Origin of the sequence: Bacteroides faecium, assembly GCF_012113595.1 — a bacterium.
Taxonomy (GTDB): domain Bacteria; phylum Bacteroidota; class Bacteroidia; order Bacteroidales; family Bacteroidaceae; genus Bacteroides; species Bacteroides faecium.
Window position 1 is genome coordinate 1,679,761 of the sequence record NZ_CP050831.1, and the last position, 16,640, is coordinate 1,696,400.

Annotated in this window: 14 protein-coding genes; 6 read left to right on the forward strand and 8 right to left on the reverse strand. The window is 43.4% G+C overall.

Translation table 11 applies throughout. From position 1 onward, the window contains the following. Positions 1-78: 78 nt before the first annotated feature. Complete coding sequence (locus BacF7301_RS05900; protein WP_167961093.1) at positions 79-2,325, forward strand: glycoside hydrolase family 3 C-terminal domain-containing protein; 2,247 nt, start codon at positions 79-81, stop codon at positions 2,323-2,325. 117 nt (positions 2,326-2,442) lie between these two features. Here BacF7301_RS05900 and BacF7301_RS05905 read toward each other — a convergent pair whose 3' ends face one another. Both BacF7301_RS05905 and BacF7301_RS05910 read right to left on the reverse strand, forming a co-directional pair. Next, positions 2,443-2,760 carry a helix-turn-helix domain-containing protein gene (locus BacF7301_RS05905; RefSeq protein ID WP_022137071.1) on the reverse strand — a complete coding sequence of 106 codons (318 nt, stop codon included), beginning with the start codon at positions 2,758-2,760 and terminating at the stop codon, positions 2,443-2,445. A 671-nt stretch (positions 2,761-3,431) separates the two neighbouring features. Continuing rightward, positions 3,432-3,707 (reverse strand): hypothetical protein, encoded by a 276-nt coding sequence (locus tag BacF7301_RS05910; protein WP_167961094.1) that lies wholly within the window; start codon positions 3,705-3,707, stop codon positions 3,432-3,434. A gap of 16 nt (positions 3,708-3,723) precedes the next feature. On the opposite strand from BacF7301_RS05910, the gene BacF7301_RS05915 reads away from it, so the two are divergent. The 3 genes from BacF7301_RS05915 (at position 3,724) to BacF7301_RS05925 (ending at position 7,254) form a co-directional block, all read left to right on the forward strand. Continuing rightward, positions 3,724-4,209, forward strand: coding sequence for a hypothetical protein (locus BacF7301_RS05915; RefSeq protein ID WP_167961096.1), 486 nt, complete (start codon positions 3,724-3,726; stop codon positions 4,207-4,209). 176 nt (positions 4,210-4,385) lie between these two features. Then, on the forward strand, positions 4,386-5,414 hold the full coding sequence (locus tag BacF7301_RS05920) for a PDDEXK nuclease domain-containing protein (RefSeq protein WP_245208381.1): 1,029 nt from the start codon (positions 4,386-4,388) through the stop codon (positions 5,412-5,414). A 133-nt stretch (positions 5,415-5,547) separates the two neighbouring features. Further along, positions 5,548-7,254, forward strand: coding sequence for a GH35 family beta-galactosidase (locus tag BacF7301_RS05925; protein ID WP_167961098.1), 1,707 nt, complete (start codon positions 5,548-5,550; stop codon positions 7,252-7,254). Between the two features lie 71 nt (positions 7,255-7,325). Here the strand turns inward: BacF7301_RS05925 and BacF7301_RS05930 are convergent, their stop codons facing one another. The 4 genes from BacF7301_RS05930 to dapB form a co-directional block, all read right to left on the reverse strand. Beyond that, positions 7,326-7,970, reverse strand: coding sequence for a WbqC family protein (locus BacF7301_RS05930; protein ID WP_167961099.1), 645 nt, complete (start codon positions 7,968-7,970; stop codon positions 7,326-7,328). A 20-nt stretch (positions 7,971-7,990) separates the two neighbouring features. Then, complete coding sequence (gene lepB / locus BacF7301_RS05935; RefSeq protein WP_209319528.1) at positions 7,991-8,929, reverse strand: signal peptidase I; 939 nt, start codon at positions 8,927-8,929, stop codon at positions 7,991-7,993. A 91-nt stretch (positions 8,930-9,020) separates the two neighbouring features. Further along, positions 9,021-10,508 (reverse strand): signal peptidase I, encoded by a 1,488-nt coding sequence (gene lepB, locus BacF7301_RS05940; RefSeq protein ID WP_167961103.1) that lies wholly within the window; start codon positions 10,506-10,508, stop codon positions 9,021-9,023. Between the two features lie 34 nt (positions 10,509-10,542). Then, positions 10,543-11,307 carry a 4-hydroxy-tetrahydrodipicolinate reductase gene (dapB, locus tag BacF7301_RS05945; protein WP_167961105.1) on the reverse strand — a complete coding sequence of 255 codons (765 nt, stop codon included), beginning with the start codon at positions 11,305-11,307 and terminating at the stop codon, positions 10,543-10,545. A gap of 83 nt (positions 11,308-11,390) precedes the next feature. Between dapB and BacF7301_RS05950 the strand changes: the two genes are divergently transcribed. Further along, a complete protein-coding gene (locus tag BacF7301_RS05950) occupies positions 11,391-12,674 on the forward strand; it encodes a DUF2851 family protein (RefSeq protein WP_167961107.1) in 1,284 nt (427 codons plus the stop codon). A 7-nt stretch (positions 12,675-12,681) separates the two neighbouring features. On the opposite strand, the gene BacF7301_RS05955 is transcribed toward BacF7301_RS05950, so the two are convergent. Then, entirely contained in the window at positions 12,682-15,291 is a 2,610-nt protein-coding gene (locus tag BacF7301_RS05955) for a TlpA family protein disulfide reductase (RefSeq protein ID WP_167961109.1), read from the reverse strand. Between the two features lie 207 nt (positions 15,292-15,498). Here BacF7301_RS05955 and BacF7301_RS05960 point away from each other — a divergent pair, with 207 nt between their 5' ends. Continuing rightward, positions 15,499-16,056, forward strand: a complete 558-nt coding sequence (locus BacF7301_RS05960; protein ID WP_167961111.1) for a DUF4348 domain-containing protein — start codon at positions 15,499-15,501, stop codon at positions 16,054-16,056. A gap of 47 nt (positions 16,057-16,103) precedes the next feature. Here BacF7301_RS05960 and BacF7301_RS05965 read toward each other — a convergent pair whose 3' ends face one another. Further along, positions 16,104-16,619, reverse strand: a complete 516-nt coding sequence (locus BacF7301_RS05965; protein ID WP_167961113.1) for a DUF1573 domain-containing protein — start codon at positions 16,617-16,619, stop codon at positions 16,104-16,106. Positions 16,620-16,640: the final 21 nt, after the last annotated feature.

Below are 16,640 nucleotides of genomic sequence, written 5' to 3' on the forward strand. Positions count from 1 at the left end.
ATAATGAGTAGTAGATGATAGTAAATTAGGAGTCTTTATATATAAAGTACTAACTTACTTCTTATATCATAAATAAACATGAAACTTAAAGCATTGTTACTTGGCTTGTCTATTATGGCTGCATTGCCTGCTTCGGCGCAGAAACCGGTGTATCTGGATACGAATAAGCCAATCGAAGAGCGAGTAAAAGACGCATTGAACCGGATGACCCTTGAAGAAAAGGTGAAGATGCTTCATGCACAGTCTAAATTCAGTTCGGCAGGCGTGCCTCGTCTCGGAATTCCCGAAGTATGGGCTACCGACGGCCCTCACGGCATCCGTCCGGAAGTATTGTGGGATGAATGGGATCAGGCAGGATGGACAAACGATTCCTGTATCGCTTATCCCGCATTGACTTGCCTTTCCGCCACCTGGAATCCCGAAATGTCTCATCTTTACGGAAAAAGTATCGGTGAAGAGGCACGTTACCGGAAAAAAGACATCCTGTTAGGCCCCGGTGTGAACATCTACCGTACCCCTTTGAACGGACGTAATTTCGAATACATGGGCGAAGACCCGTATCTGTCCGCCACAATGGTAGTTCCTTATATCAAAGGAGTGCAGGAGAACGGTGTAGCCGCCTGCGTGAAACATTACGCGCTGAACAATCAGGAATTCAACCGGCATACCACTAACGTGCATCTGAGCGACCGTGCCCTTTATGAAATATACCTGCCTGCCTTTAAAGCTGCCGTTCAGGAAGGTGGAACCTGGTCGATTATGGGCTCCTATAATCTTTATCAGGGGCAGCACGCTTGCCACAACAAACGTCTGCTCAAAGACATTCTCCGCGATGAATGGGGCTTTGACGGTGTAGTCGTGTCCGACTGGGGTGGTGTGCATAATACAGAACAAGCCATCTACAACGGACTGGACTTGGAATTCGGTTCGTGGACAAACGGATTGTCTGCCGGAACCCGTAATGCTTATGATAATTATTACCTGGCTTTCCCTTACCTGAAACTGATTAAAGAGGGTAAAGTCGGAACAAAAGAGCTGGACGAGAAAGTCAGCAATATCCTTCGTCTGATTTTCCGTACTTCGATGGACCCGCATAAGCCGTTTGGCTCTTTAGGTTCTCCCGAACACGGACAAGCCGGTCGTAAGATAGCTAAGGAAGGAATCGTTCTTTTGCAGAACAAGAATAACGTATTGCCTATCGATTTGAACAAGGCGAAAAAAATAGCCGTTATCGGTGAGAATGCGATCAAGATGATGACAGTAGGCGGTGGCAGTTCTTCCTTGAAAGTGAAGTACGAGATTTCTCCGTTAGACGGTTTAAAAGCACGTGCCGGCTCACAGGCAGAGATTGTATATGCCCGTGGATATGTAGGCGACCCGACAGGAGAATATAACGGTGTGAAAACTGGGCAGGACTTGAAAGATGACCGTTCGGAAGATGAACTTCTCGCTGAGGCTTTGCAAGTGGCTAAGGACGCGGATTACGTTATCTTCTTCGGTGGGCTGAACAAGAGCAATCACCAGGATTGTGAAGATTCTGACCGTGCTTCTTTAGACTTGCCATACGCACAGGACAGAGTCATCAGTGAATTGGCAAAGGTTAATAAAAACCTTATATTTGTCAATATCTCCGGTAATGCAGTGGCTATGCCTTGGGTGAACGAAGTCCCCGCCATTGTACAAGGCTGGTTCTTGGGTTCGGAAGCCGGAACGGCTCTTGCTTCGGTTTTAGTAGGAGATGCGAACCCTTCCGGAAAACTACCTTTCACTTTCCCCGTAAAACTGGACGATGTAGGTGCTCATAAACTGGGTGAATATCCGGGTAATAAGGAAGAACTCGCAAAATCCAAGCATAGGGGGGATACTATTAACGAAACTTATCACGAAGATATTTTTGTAGGTTACCGTTGGGCAGATAAGGAGAAAATCAAACCATTGTTCCCATTCGGACATGGATTGAGCTATACAACTTTCGTTTATGGCAAACCTTCCGCAGATAAGAAAACAATGACCGCCGATGACACGATTTCGTTCACTGTCAACGTGAAGAATACAGGAACCCGCGAAGGTCAGGAAGTCGTTCAGCTTTATATCAGTGACAAGAAATCCTCTCTGCCCCGTCCGGTGAAAGAACTGAAAGGTTTCCAAAAAGTGAGACTGGCTCCGGGCGAAGAGAAAGCGGTAACGCTGACGGTTGATAAGAAAGCATTGAGCTTCTTCGATGATGGGAAACACGAGTGGATAGCCGAACCGGGTAAGTTTGAAGCGGTTATCGGAAGTTCATCAAGAGATATTAGGGGGATTGTACCCTTTGAATTGAAATAGGTAGAAAGTTGGTAAAAATGGATTGTCGGGAGAATGTTACTGTCTGTCAAGATAGGAGTAACATTCTCCTTTTTTTCATTGAAACTTTTCAATTATTGTTATAAAGCCTATGAAATTTTACCAAAGGGCAACTTTCCCCAAAGAGCCAAGTTCTAAACTTGCTGTTTTTACTCCCATTGCCTTAAATGCTCTTACAATCGTAGAAAAAGAGATACTTTTTCCGCTTTCAATCTTTGATATTTGCGCTCTTTTCACTCCCATAAGTTCTCCTAGTTGTTCCTGAGTAAGATTTTTGGCTTCTCTTGCTTGTTTAATAGCTTCTCCAATGAGAAAGTTATTAATATCAGTCTCATATTTTTCACGTGCAGGAGTACCTTTTTCTCCTATTACCCTATCCAGCATTTCTTCATGAGTATAAACTTTCAATTTTTCCATATCACTACTTTTTAGAGTTGGAATATATTTTTCTTAATGTTATAACAACGAAGATATAAGAAACGTTCCTATTTAGGAAACAATTGCTGCTATATTTTCGACCAAACAATGACTAAATATGGATGTTCACCGGTTTCACTTTAATTTGAATGGTTATAAATCAGTGGCTTATGGGTGAAACGAGACATCAAAAATGAAGTATTCGTTCTTCACTCCATTCACCTTGCTTTTTTCAAATATGCTATGAGCTAAAATAAATATGCTATAAGCAAAAACGAATATGCTTATAGCAAAATGAAATATGCTCATAGCTAATATTCCGTTAGGTATTAACATTTGAACTATCAGGTATTAATACTCTATCCTTAGGGTGTTAATATCTGAGTTGTTGGGCATATATACCCAAGACGCAGGAGCTATATATCCAAGACATTGGAACTATATGCCCAGCACATTGGGTCTATATGTCCAATAAACGTTGTAAGGCAAATTTTGAGATGTGAAGGGAGTGAAGAACAAATACTTTATATTTGATGTCCCGTTTCACCCATAAGTCGCTGATTCATAGTTGTTCATCTGAAGGTGAAACTGGTGAACCCTTTGAACGTATATTATAGTTATAGGTTAATCTTAGAGGTTTTTGTACTGAGTTTATTACTATGATTTCTAAATTATACGGATTTTCTTTCTCCTTTTCTGATTTTATATTCTATCTTTGTAGTGCTCTTTATCAAATCTACAACAGGGGAACCTGCTGTATCAATGTGGCAGGCTTTTTTATGTCTGTCTCCATTTTCTATATGGCGGTTTCGTACCCCCATGTAGGATGTTAATGCACCTACTGCTGTTGTGGAATGGTGAAGAGCAATGGGACAGGCGGAACCGCTTCTTTTATTTTCTAAAACTACCTTTCTGTATCGCCCCATTGAGCTTAATTTATTCACCATTTAATTTTAAATTCTTATGGAAGAGGTTTTAAACAATCAGCAAGTTCGCCCGGGGGACGCAACACAATTCATGCATGCCATTTTTTCATCAGATGATGAAATGATGACTTTTTATCTGACATTCAGTCGTTTTGTTAATCCTGACAGTTATTTGGTGCAATGCACCGACCGGAAAAGATTGGAAGATTTGGCTAATGTACTTCGTAGCAATGTGGTGGCTTTTAATGCTATTCATAGCTATAAGTCTATAAGTGTGAAAGAGGTTATTAAAGGATTTGGAATGTATATGATGAGTATTCATATTTCTAATGCCAATCGTCAGCAAGGTGCCGATGCGGTAGGCAGTTTGATTAATTGCGTAATAGATACAACCAAAAATAGTTGGCAATTTAGGAAAATGAGTCGGGCTAACTATATGCATCTTGAAAATGTAAGATACTTGCTGAATCGGTTGAATACGGAAATTGATGAGAAAGAAGATGGTAAAGCAATAAACTTGTAATGCAAAATTCTATCCTTCTTCTTTGTTTTGGCGTTATTTTTATACCTTTGTGAGAAATAACTAAGATATCAATGAATATAAGCCAAAACTACAGAGAAGCAGTAAAGGCCATTAAAGAAGCCATCTTACGCAGCCAATATCGTGCTGTATCTTCCGTAAACAAAGAATAACTATCATTGTATTACGGCATTGGAAAATACGTGTCAGAGAACTCGCGTGAAGGCTTTTGGGGTAAAGCTGCAATAGAAACCATAAGTCGGCAGTTACAGGCAGAACTGCCCGGCTTACGGGGCTTTTCGGCAGCGAACATCAAGTTTATGCGTCAATTTTATGAAATATGGAGTGTTGATTTGAAATCGCTAACTGCAGTTAGCGAAATAAGCGATACTCAATCGCTAACCGCAGTTAGCGAAATTGATATTTTGCAGTTGGTTGAGAGTGATAATGCTATAGAAGAAAGATTTGACTTGTCTATGTTTGTTTCACTTGGGTTTACACATCATATGATAATTGTCCGCAAAGTTGGTCCGCTTACAGAACGATTGTTTTATATTCATCAAGCTGTGATAAATAAGTGGAGCAAAGAAATTTTGACGGCGAGAATCGACGATGATTTATATAATCATAGGGGAGAGTTAGCCCATAATTTCATTCAGACCATTCCTGATAATCGGCAAACGCTTAAGACTATTGGAATGTTCAAGGATGAATATCTGCTTGACTTTATTAATGTAGAAGAACTCGGTGAACGGGATAAAGAGGATATTGACGAGCGGGTAATAGAACAGGAAATTGTACATAACGTGAAAAAGTTTATAATGACTTTCGGGCGTGATTTTGCATTTGTGGGCAATCAGTATAAATTGGAAGTGTTTGGTGTAGAGCACTTTCCCGACTTGATTTTCTTTAATCGGGAGTTGAATGCATTAGTTATAATTGAGTTGAAGAAAGGGGCGTTTAAACCGTCATATTTGGGACAGCTATGTACTTACTTGCGCCTTGCTGATGACCAAATGCGTAAACCTCATGAAAATCCATCAATTGGAATCGTACTGTGTAAGAGCGCTGATAAAAAATATGTGGAATATGTAATTCAGGACTATGATAAACCGATGGGAGTTGCTACATACAAAACATCCGATGAGATGCCGGAAAAGCTGAAACGGGTTTTGCCTGGCGTGGAAGATTTGAAAAAGCTCTTATAGTAATAAAATCAAGATGTAACGTAAAGTAAAGCATCTGTAACCTGCCCGATAGAAAAGGAGTTCAATCTTTTGTGCTCCTTTTTTTTATTGTCGTAACTTTGTCTGCGGATAATCAGATAAAAAACGAACTGTTATGAGAAACACATTCTTTTGGATTTTATTCCTTTTTATTTTGCCTCTTCAGGCACAGCAGAAACTTCCTTCTTTGCAGAAGCAGGGAAGTGCCACGCAACTTGTTGTAGATGGCAAGCCGTTTTTAGTTATCGGTGGAGAGTTGGGTAACTCTTCGGCTTCATCCATCGAAGACATAGAACGTATTTTCCCAAAATTACAACGTATGGGGTTGAATACGGTTTTAGTTCCCGCCTACTGGGACTTGACAGAACCCACAGAAGGTACATTCGACTTTACCTTAACAGATAAAGTGATTCAACAAGCTCGTGCGAATGATTTGAAAGTTGTTTTTCTTTGGTTTGGTGCCTGGAAAAACTCGATGAGCTGTTACGCTCCGCTATGGTTTAAAAAAGATTATAAGAAATATCCCCGTGCCTATACGAAAGCCGGGAAACCGCTTGAAATAGCCAGTTCTTTCTCTGAAAATGTATTCCAGGCAGATAGCAAGGCTTTCTCTGAATGGATGAAGCATATAGCAAGCATTGACAAAGAAGGAACCGTAATCATGGTTCAGATAGAGAATGAGATCGGTATGTTGGAAGATGCCCGCGATTACTCCAAGGAAGCGGACAAACTGTTTAATGCACCTGTTCCGCCCCTTTTCATCGACTATTTGGAGAAGAACAAAAAGCAACTGCACCCTGAAATGCTGGCAAAATGGGAAAGCCGGGGATTCAAGAAGCAGGGCACTTGGCAGGAAGTGTTCGGCGCGGATGTCTACACGGATGAGATTTTTATGGCATGGTCATATGCGCAGTATGTGGAACGGATGGCTAAGATAGCACGCTCCATTCATAACGTACCCTTGTATGTGAATGCTGCCATGAACAGCAGGGGAAGAAAACCGGGAGAATACCCCTCGGCAGGTCCATTGGCTCACTTGATAGACGTATGGCATTATGGAGCGCCCAGCATTGATTTTCTGGCTCCCGATTTATATGATAAAGGTTTTGTGGATTGGGTGGCGAAGTATAAATTGCCCAATAACCCGCTCTTTATCCCGGAAATCCGGTTGGAAGATAATGACGGTGTACGTGCTTTCTATGTATTTGGCGAGCACGATGCTATCGGTTTCTGTCCTTTCTCTATCGAGAATGGTTCGGATAAGGCAGACTCTCCTTTAGTACAGAGTTATGGCAAACTGAAGGAATTAATGCCTTTATTAACCAAATATCAGGGCAAAGGAATGATGAACGGTCTTTTGTTTGACGGTGAGAACAGGGAACGGATATTAGCATGTGATGATTTGGAAATTACCTGTCGTCACTATTTCACTTTGCCGTGGGATGCCCGTGCCCGTAATGGCAGTGTATGGGCTGAAGGTGGCGGCATTCTGTTACGCCTGGCTCCCAATGAGTATATCGTTGCCGGCAGTGGTATTGTGCTTGAATTCAGGAAGAAAGGAGAGGGTAAGGTAAAAGGTTCGCAAGCATTAGGTGAGGACGGCTTTGTCAGTGTCGGTGGAAAGGCGCAAAAGCAGGAGAATACTTGGCAGGGCGGTTTGAGAGCCGGTATCGGTTCCGTAGATGAAGTGAGTGTCAATGAAGACGGTTCTCTGAAATATATCCGGCGTTTGAATGGCGACCAAGACCATCAGGGAAGGCACGTGCGTATTCCCGTGGGTGAGTTTAGCATTTTACACGTGAAGTTATATGAATATAAGTAACGGGTATAAATTACCGATATAAATCATGCTATAAATCACGTATACAAATAAAGAGAAATACGAAAGAATACTTAACGCTTGCTTTCACCTAGTACGAGCAAACTTTCCGGTCCCATATTGAATAGCAGATCTATAATGCTCAGATTGGGAAGAAAGCCTAGTTTGGACTCAAAAACCTGATAATAGGGCTGCGGGACAAATTCCGTATCCGTTGTCCGAAAATCTTTCTTAGGATGAATAACTTCCCGGAAATCGACTTCTTCGGGAGTGAACTCTATCTTATATTCAGAGGTACGTTCCATATCAGGATGAATATCTATCAATTCGCAGACTAACCGGCAAATTTCTTCGTTGAAATCGACCAAAAACTCATATTTCTTCTCATAGAAAGGACGGAAATCGTCTTTGTAGTATTCAAAGAAAGGAGTACTGTTGTAAGCTGATTCAATCGCGTTCCAATGCAAATGTCTCCAGTTGCCGTGGTCGGAGATACGAATATCTTTCATCGGACATTTCAGTGTATCGGGCTTTACTGTCGGGATGGAAAGCGCTAACTCTCCGCCAGGGCCGGCAATCGTGCAACGATTACGGTATGTCTGTTTGATATAGTGGTCGTGCTGCTCTACGAACACTTTATCGTAAGCTAGTAGCTTAGTATAATACTCAACAGGAGCGAGATAAGCTGAAGATAAATAAGCTGTTTTCATTTCTTTCATTTTATGCGTTCGGGCGTCTTTTATTTTACCGTTCTGAAGAAGCGGTTCCATCGGTATCCGTCAAACAAGCCTGTTCCTTTTTCCTTGGAAAACCAAATGACAGCGGCTTTCCCGATGATATGGTCTTGCGGAACGAATCCGAACAGGCGCGAATCGGATAAGTTGATGGTATTGTTTGAGCCCATCCAATAGTAATCTTTAGTGAAATAACAATGTTGTGCAGGTTTTCCGTCTATGTATAACGTGTCGTTCTTTATTTCCGCCTGTTTGCCCTCATGCATTACGAGAGTATTCCGCAATAAGGTGATATTCCAGGGATATACCCGGATATATTTCCCTTTACCGGGGATAATCAGTGGTTTCAGTTCAATATCTTTTTTCCGGGATAAAGGCTGTATCCAGTTTTGCCCGTTCATCGCCTGCTCCAACAAGTAATATTCATACCGGCTGAAACTGCGTACATGAGTGCTGTCGCTGCTTCCCATCAGTCCGTCGTCGTTGATGGACAGTGTATGCATGAGTGAGGTAATCAAGTTTTCCTTGGAGACAGGGTAGGCATAGAGCCTTTTCTTGTCGGGATTGAGTTTCGATTCGGGAGAAGTGGCGGAGAAAAGGGAGTCTACCAGTAGGGTGTCACCCGGAACGCCGATACAACGGCTGATATAAACTTCCCGGCGGTCGATGACCGGTTGGCGGATACCGGCAGGATTATTAAATACAACGATGTCTTGCTGCTGCACGGGATGTTCGCCCCAGCGATGATAAGAAAAAAGCGTCATAAAAGGAACACGCAGTCCGTAGCTCCATTTGTTAACTAAGATGCGCTCGCCCTGGAAAATGGAGTTCTCCATGCCGGTGGAAGGGATAAGGCAGGACGTAAAAGCAAATCCCCGGAGCAGAAGCACGACGACTACTGCTCCGGCAAATGCTAATATCCATTTGTATTTACGAAAGTTTATCATATTACTCCAATCTCGTATATACGTTTATCCACGGGAAAGCCGGATTCTTTATAGAAAATTTTAGACGCGTCTAAAACATAGAATCTGCTTAGTCTACCCACTTGAACAGGCGGTTCCAGCGAATCTTGCCGTCAAACCATCCGCGGTCTTTGTCAAGTGATAGCCATACAACAATAGGTTTGCCTACTACGTGATCTTCGGGAACAAAGCCCCAGTAACGGGAGTCGGCAGAGTTGTGGCGGTTGTCACCCATCATCCAGTAATAATCCATCTTAAAGGTATACTGGTCGGTCTTTTCACCATTGATATAGATGCCGTCCGGCTTGATTTCCAGTTTGTTGCCTTCGTAAGCTACGATGCAACGTTCGTAGATAGGAAGATTATCCTCTGTCAGCGTAATGGTGGCTCCCTTAGCGGGAATCCAGATAGGACCGTAGTTGTTGCGATCCCACTTGGTGTACAAATTAGCAGGATACATCGGACCTTCTGTGAAATCTTCCGGTTCCATGACAATCTTGCTAATCAGTTTTTTATTGTTCGAGAGGGTATCATACATTTTCTTTGTAAGTGGCAAATGATAGACTGGAGTCATTTTGCCTTGTGCATTCCGGTTGCTCAACCCTATCTGAGTGAAAACTTCTTCCCATGCGGAATCATCATATAAAGTTTGATCGGCTTTGCTGATACCTAGCTCGCGGAACATATCTTCGGAAATGTATGGTCCTGTAGTCTGAACGAAATAGTTAAATTGCAGGTTTTCCGGATTTTCGATGGCTTTTCCATCAATCATTACTTGTCCGTCTACAATCTGGAGAGTATCTCCCGGTAAACCGACACAGCGTTTTACGTAATTCTCACGACGGTCCACAGGACGCCAAAGAACGTCTCCATAAGTACGTTTGTCTGAAAGGATTTGTTTACGTCCGGCATTATAATATAAATCATAGACAGCCTGTTGCTGTTGGCGTGTCAGACTATCCATTTCTATATGTTTGGGATATTTTTGTTTACCTATGCCGTAAGCCAGTGTATAGAAATCCGTAGTCTGCTGATAATTGACAGCTACCGTATCGCCTGCCGGGAAGTTGAACACAACAATGTCATTCAGCTTCACCTTGCCGAATCCCGGAACCCGTTTGTATTTCCATTGCGGCCACTCGATGTACGATTTGGTGTTGACGAGCGGCAGTGTATGTTGTGCCAACGGCATGGAAAGCGGAGTGTTCGGTACACGTGGTCCGTAACTCATCTTGCTCACATACAGGAAGTCGCCTACCAGCAATGACTTTTCCAAAGAAGAAGAAGGAATCTGATAATTCTGGAAGATGTAGATATTGACGAAGTAGACGGCTACCAACGCAAAGACGATGGCATCTATCCAGCTCATAACGCTGCGTACCGCCGGATTTTTCGACTTCTTCCAAAAAGACCAGGGTATTTTCTTGGTAATATAAATATCGAAAATAAAGGGAACAACAATCAATCCCCACCAGCTTCGTACCCAAAGCAGGAAGACGAGATAAAGTAGGATAGCAATGGCGCATTTAATCCATTGTGCGCGTGTGGCTTGTCTCATAATGATATATTTATTTAGAACTAGGTCCTTAAATTTAGTCGTTCAGGAATGGGAATAAATCACTCATACCCAGGTAGCCTTCGTGCTGGGCTGTATATTCGGCAGCCAATACGGCTCCCAATACAAATCCGCCACGGCTCTTGGCATCATGCGTGATAGTTATGCTGTCTACATCAGACTCATAGCGTACGGAGTGAAGACCGAAAACTTCTCCTTCTCGGATGGAAGCGATAGGAAGTTCGTCGGCGGCACAATCGTTGGTTCCGCTGACGGTGCCGTCCGGTGCTGCAAATGTTCCTTTCACCCATTTGTCTTTGCGGTCTATATTCTGTAAAATGCCTTCAGCCAGTGTGATGGCTGTTCCGCTGGGAGCATCCAGCTTGTGGATATGATGTGTCTCGCTCATGGTGACGTCATAACCGGGGAATTGGTTCATAATCTTTGCCAGATACTTGTTCAGTGCAGAGAAAATGGTTACTCCCAAGCTGAAATTAGACGACCAGAAAAGTGTTTTTCCGCCTTCCGTACAGAGTCTCTTGATTTCTTCGCCATGCTCGTCCATCCATCCGGTGCTGCCTGATACCAGTTTCACTCCGGCCTTGAAAGCCTTTATATAATTACTGTAAGCTACCATCGGATTGGTAAATTCTATGGCTACATCGGCAGATTTGAACGCTTCCGATTCGAAGTCATCCTGATTATTGACATCAATGATGCAGACGATTTCATGTCCGCGACTACGGGCAACCTTTTCTATCTCCTTGCCCATTTTTCCGTAACCGATTAGTGCTATTTTCATTGTTTTCTGACTTATATTCAAAATAATAGTCGCAAAGATAAGATTTTTATTACATTTGCAGCGCACATTAACGTCTTGTTAACATGGAACACCTTCTCCACTACGTGTGGAAACATAAATTATTTCCTCTGAAAGTACTGCAAACCACGAAGGGCTTACCGGTAGAAGTGATTGATTCCGGCCTTCAAAATCCCAATGCCGGCCCCGACTTTTTCAATGCAAAACTAAAAATAAACGGTACATTGTGGGTGGGAAACGTCGAAATACACGCTCATGCTTCGGACTGGCTCCGCCACGGACATGATGGTGACAAGGTTTACGACTCGGTGATTCTCCATGTAGTGGGAGAAGCAGACGAAGAAATAGCCCGCACTAGCGGCGAGGCCATCCCACAAATGCAATTGACATGCCCCGAGCATATACAATCTCATTATCACGAACTTTGTGCGGCTGACCAGTATCCGGCTTGCTATCCTATTCTTGCTTCCCTGCCCAAACTTACCGTTCACTCCTGGCTGACAGCTTTGCAGACTGAACGGTTGGAACAAAAAGCGCGGTTAATAACGCAGCGTCTTGAACACTGTAACAACAACTGGGAAGACGCTTTCTTCATCACCCTTGCCCGCAACTTTGGTTTTGGACTGAACGGGGATGCTTTTGAAACGTGGGCGGGTTTGCTTCCGCTCCGTGCCATAGATAAGCACCGTAATGATTTGTTTCAGATAGAAGCTTTTTTCTACGGTTTGGCGGGACTACTCGAAGATACGTTTCTGAAAAAGGAACAGGAAGACGAGTATAGCCTTCACCTTTGCAAAGAATTTCGTTATTTGCAACGAAAGTTTGAGTTTACTCAAGTGATGGATGCCACATTGTGGCGTTTTCTCAGGCTTCGCCCGGAGAATTTTCCACATATTCGCCTGGCACAGTTGGCTTATCTTTATCAGAAAGGGGATAAGTTGTTCTCGCGGTTGCTGGAAGCTGAAACATTATCGGAAGTAAGGGAGTTGCTGACTACCCGTACTTCTGCTTATTGGGAAAGTCATTATTTATTCGGACAGACTTCTCCGCAAAAGGAGAAAGTATTAGGGGAGAGCTCGAAAAACTTGATTATCATAAATACTGTGACACCTTTTCTATACACCTACGGTTTGCATAAAGCGGACGAGCGGATGTGTGAACGTGCCGGACGTTTCCTGGAAGAGTTGAAGGCGGAAGATAACCATATAACCCGTGCATGGAGCAACGCCGGACTGCCCGTAGCTTCTGCTGCGGACAGCCAAGCGTTGATACAACTGCGAAAGGAATACTGTGACAGGAAAAAATGCCTGTATTGCCGTTTCGGATATGAATATTTGCGGAAGAAGTAAGTGCCGCTTACTTCTCCAGTTCCTTGTAAACGGCATTTAGGAGTTGGTCTTCCATAACGGGCCTGGGAGCTTCGCGGTTCACAATGTTCCCCTCCTTGTCTATTAACATATAGGTTGGGAAGGAGCGGACGCCAAGAAATCTCTCGATAGCATTTTGTTGCTTGTCAGGCAGGTTATAATGAACGGCACTTTTGCTTGCCAGGCCATATTCCTTGATGATGTTCCGCCACGATTTGTCCGAAGAGTGATTGCAAAGATAGAGGAATACTACATCTTTTCCTGCAAATAGCTTCTTTATCTTTCCTGCATGCTGCATCATGTCCTTGCACGGACCGCACCAGGTGCCCCATACATCCAGATAAATAACCTTGCCTTTGTATGGCTCGATGATTTTGCGGAATAATTGTTCACCATCTGTAATTTCTGCCAAGGGTTCGTTGGGCATCAGGCTTTCGGGATATTCAATCGCCTTATTCGATATTTTCTCATATTTCTGCTGTTGATTCATTACGTAAGTTAGTAGGGAAGGATTGGATACCTCTTTCTTGAGCCTATCCATAAGTATGTCCGGCAATTCCTTGTGGGTGCCTTGAAGTATTGTATAGTAGCAGTTGGTCTTCAATATTTCTCTTAAGTTGGCATCCATTTGCAGAGAGTCGATGATTGCCAGGGACTGGTTGGTTGCATTCAAATACATCTCCGTTTGTATGTGTTCGTTAAGAAGATTGTCTCTGCTTACGAGATACTGTATGACTTCAATATTCGGTTTCAGCTTTTCGGCATAGGCTATTATTTCCAAAGAGTCGGCTTTTGAAACGCTCAAACTGTCAATCTTCTTCTGAATCTCGCAGAAATCATGAAGCGCCGCTTTCTCTTCGGCAGACAATTTGATCGTTCCTTTAGCGTCAAGTTCATTATAAATCTCCTTCAACCTGGACGGCGTCACGTTCGTATTCTGTTTAGCCGGAACGATATCTCCCAAGTATCCGACATAATCTCTCATAAAAGACCCGTAGTCTCTGAAGAGAGTATAGGGTTGTACGGGGTGTGGATAACAGACTGAGTCTACATAGTCCATAAACTCCTTGTCCAGATGCTCCTGCTTATTACGGTTGACGTTGAAGCGGCGTTGCATCAGGTCGGATGCTACGTCATAGCGGATTGCATTCTCGGTGTAGTAACGGAATTTTTTTGATAGCAAAGGGTGTTCCCGGAGGAATTTCTCCCGATATGTTATTTTTCGTTGGGTTCTTTCTTGTGTTTTATGCAGGTATTCTAAATTACTTCTTTTTTGCTCTTCATCGTAGTTCAGGTACTCTCTGGGGCTTTCGTAAGTTAATAATTCATTGAGGAATCGTGACTTGTCTCCCATGAAAAGTTTCTTTCTTTCGGCAAAATCCGCGAACAGAAAGTAGGTTTCGCCCGGTTCGACACACGTCCAAATAGTAGTGCGCCCCCAATCAATAAATATGTTGTGGCTGTTCAATACCGGAAAGCGGATTGAAAATCGTCCCAAAGAATCTATGTCTGTGTAATATTTCACTTCTCTGCCGGTAACCATATCGGGCACAGTTATTTCGAAAGGCCTGTCGGAAGGCAGGTTACGTAGATAGCCCGTAATCGTCACACTGTCTGTCCGGTAGCCGTTGTCGATAAACGGTGTATTGTCGGCTTGCGGATAATCAGGCAGACGCTGACTGTCACAGAAGTTGTATGCCTGTGGCTTTTCTTTTCCGAATTTTAATGTACAGGACGTCTCGTTATTCCGTTTCATTTGGATCGCCAATCGGTCTGTGCCGCTTTTCAGCAAGATGGTTGTCTTGTTCTTTTTAGTCCGTATCGATTCATAGTCCCAGAACCGGCATTGGTAAACGGCGAAATTCTCGAAAAAGCCGATGACCCAGTCTCCGGTTGCCGGATTGACCAGGCATCCGGTGATGGCATATACTTCGGGGCGGGAAGTTGCGATGGGAAATACTGTTTCACTCTGTAATTCGGCAGCTACCTTCATTGAGCCGGGGAAGGGGAAGCTAAGGTAAAAGAGTTTGTACTGTTCTCCGTTTTTAGCAAGCAGGCGATACTCTTTGTTAAGGAAATGTCCGGCGGATACGATGTCCCATGTCTTTCCGTCGTATAGCAGTTTACCGTCGCGTGTAAATTCGTATAGAACATTGCCCGACAGTCCTTTCACCCATTTCTTGTAAACAATGTCAGGCAGTGTGGTGGGAGTGAGCATTTCCGTGTGGTCGGGAATTAGCTTACGCACACAGTGTTTCGGTTCTTTCCAGCCTTGATAGAAGAGGATGGCGCTATCTTCACTGATAGGGGTGAAACGGAAATCCATTTTATTCCCATTTTGGTTTCGCAGGTGGAAGAGATAGCTCCCGTCGGCTTCCTTTTCCATCTGTTCGACCTGGAAAACGGTATAGAGAGCTTCCACAAAGTTTTCTCCGATCAGCGGCCCGTTCCAGTCGGATACATTGTTTGTTTTAAATTGCCAGTAGCCCCGCAAAGGTTCGGGGATTGTCCGGAAAGTGGCAGACTGGGCATAAATGACGTCCTGCATACAGCAGAAGAGCAGGATCCCTGAGAGAAGAAAACAACGTAAATGTTTCATTTGTATATTGATTTAATGTTCTTAATTAGCATAAATACCCTCAAAGATAAGTTTACCCCACATCGGGTGCTTGTGATTTAGGGTTGTTTAACTGTATGTGTCCTATTTCGGGACTTCATTGTTTGGGAATGTTTAACTTGTGATTATCTTTGTGCCCTAAAAGTGATACTCAATATAGCGGGAATGAACCACTAATATTTTATGATTATGGAAGTAAAAAGGTATTTGTTTAGTCTGTTAGCCAGTGTGTTGCTTGCGGGCGTGTCCTTAAACTCTTACGGTAGCGATTCGATGTCCGAAGCCGGGAATGAGACGGCGCAGCAACAGGAAGACTTCAAGATGTTTCTGGATAAGTTTACTTCCAGTGCGGCATTCCAATATACCCGTATCAAGTTTCCGTTGAAAACTCCGATTACCTTACTGGCAGATGACGGTGAAACCGAGAAAACATTCCCTTTCACCAAAGAAAAATGGCCGTTGCTGGATAGTGAAACGATGAAGGAAGAACGCATCTCTCAGGAAGAAGGTGGTATTTACGTCTCCAAGTTCACGGTGAACGAACCCAAGCATAAGGTGTTCGAGGCGGGATATGAAGAGTCGGAGATTGACTTGCGTGTCGAATTCGAACTTTCGTCTGATGGGAAATGGTATGTGGTGGATTGCTATACGGGTTGGTATGGCTATGACTTGCCTGTCGGTGAATTGAAACAGACCATAGAGCATGTAAAAGAAGAGAATGCGGCATTCAAGGAGCTACATCCTTAGAAAACACAATAGGTAATAAGTGATAGGTTAATCCCTATTACTTATTTTTATGGTTCTCCTACATAGTATCCCAATTCGGATTCTTTTCCGTCTACCATCTCTCTGACAATACCGTTTTTAGTGTTGAACTCTTGGTAGAGTTCTTCATAGTCGCGCGTATAATCGGCGTCCGGCACTACATTGACGTCGAATTTCAGCTCGGCTCTTCCATTAGGAAGCATATTGCCGTAAATCCGGATACGGTGAATGACTTCTCCTACATTCTTAATGCTGTTGTAGGTCGCCTTGAACTGACGGATACCGTCTTCAGGTATGATGATATGCGAACTTTTGTCCAGAATGATGCAACCGCAGGAGGGCTGCATCTCCGAAATAATCAAAGGAGCGTCTCCTGTATTGGTGATAGTGAACATGATGTCAAGTTGTTGCCCTTGTTTGATGGGATAGTAATGCCTGACGGAATCCTTTATGGTCATGCTCGTGGGGCGCACTTCCTTTTTGCATCCCGCGAAGCAGAAAGGAAGCACAGTCAGGAGGAGAATATAGATGATAGATTTGCTCATAGTTACCATTGCTTTTTATGA

Excerpts from the sequence above, each read along its gene's own strand:
- BacF7301_RS05900 (WP_167961093.1), top strand. The coding sequence starts at position 79 with ATGAAACTTAAAGCATTGTTACTTGGCTTGTCTATTATGGCTGCATTG.
- BacF7301_RS05905 (WP_022137071.1), bottom strand. The coding sequence starts at position 2,760 with ATGGAAAAATTGAAAGTTTATACTCATGAAGAAATGCTGGATAGGGTA.
- BacF7301_RS05910 (WP_167961094.1), bottom strand. The coding sequence starts at position 3,707 with ATGGTGAATAAATTAAGCTCAATGGGGCGATACAGAAAGGTAGTTTTA.
- BacF7301_RS05915 (WP_167961096.1), top strand. The coding sequence starts at position 3,724 with ATGGAAGAGGTTTTAAACAATCAGCAAGTTCGCCCGGGGGACGCAACA.
- BacF7301_RS05925 (WP_167961098.1), top strand. The coding sequence starts at position 5,548 with ATGAGAAACACATTCTTTTGGATTTTATTCCTTTTTATTTTGCCTCTT.
- BacF7301_RS05930 (WP_167961099.1), bottom strand. The coding sequence starts at position 7,970 with ATGAAAGAAATGAAAACAGCTTATTTATCTTCAGCTTATCTCGCTCCT.
- lepB (WP_167961103.1), bottom strand. The coding sequence starts at position 10,508 with ATGAGACAAGCCACACGCGCACAATGGATTAAATGCGCCATTGCTATC.
- dapB (WP_167961105.1), bottom strand. The coding sequence starts at position 11,307 with ATGAAAATAGCACTAATCGGTTACGGAAAAATGGGCAAGGAGATAGAA.
- BacF7301_RS05950 (WP_167961107.1), top strand. The coding sequence starts at position 11,391 with ATGGAACACCTTCTCCACTACGTGTGGAAACATAAATTATTTCCTCTG.
- BacF7301_RS05955 (WP_167961109.1), bottom strand. The coding sequence starts at position 15,291 with ATGAAACATTTACGTTGTTTTCTTCTCTCAGGGATCCTGCTCTTCTGC.
- BacF7301_RS05960 (WP_167961111.1), top strand. The coding sequence starts at position 15,499 with ATGGAAGTAAAAAGGTATTTGTTTAGTCTGTTAGCCAGTGTGTTGCTT.
- BacF7301_RS05965 (WP_167961113.1), bottom strand. The coding sequence starts at position 16,619 with ATGAGCAAATCTATCATCTATATTCTCCTCCTGACTGTGCTTCCTTTC.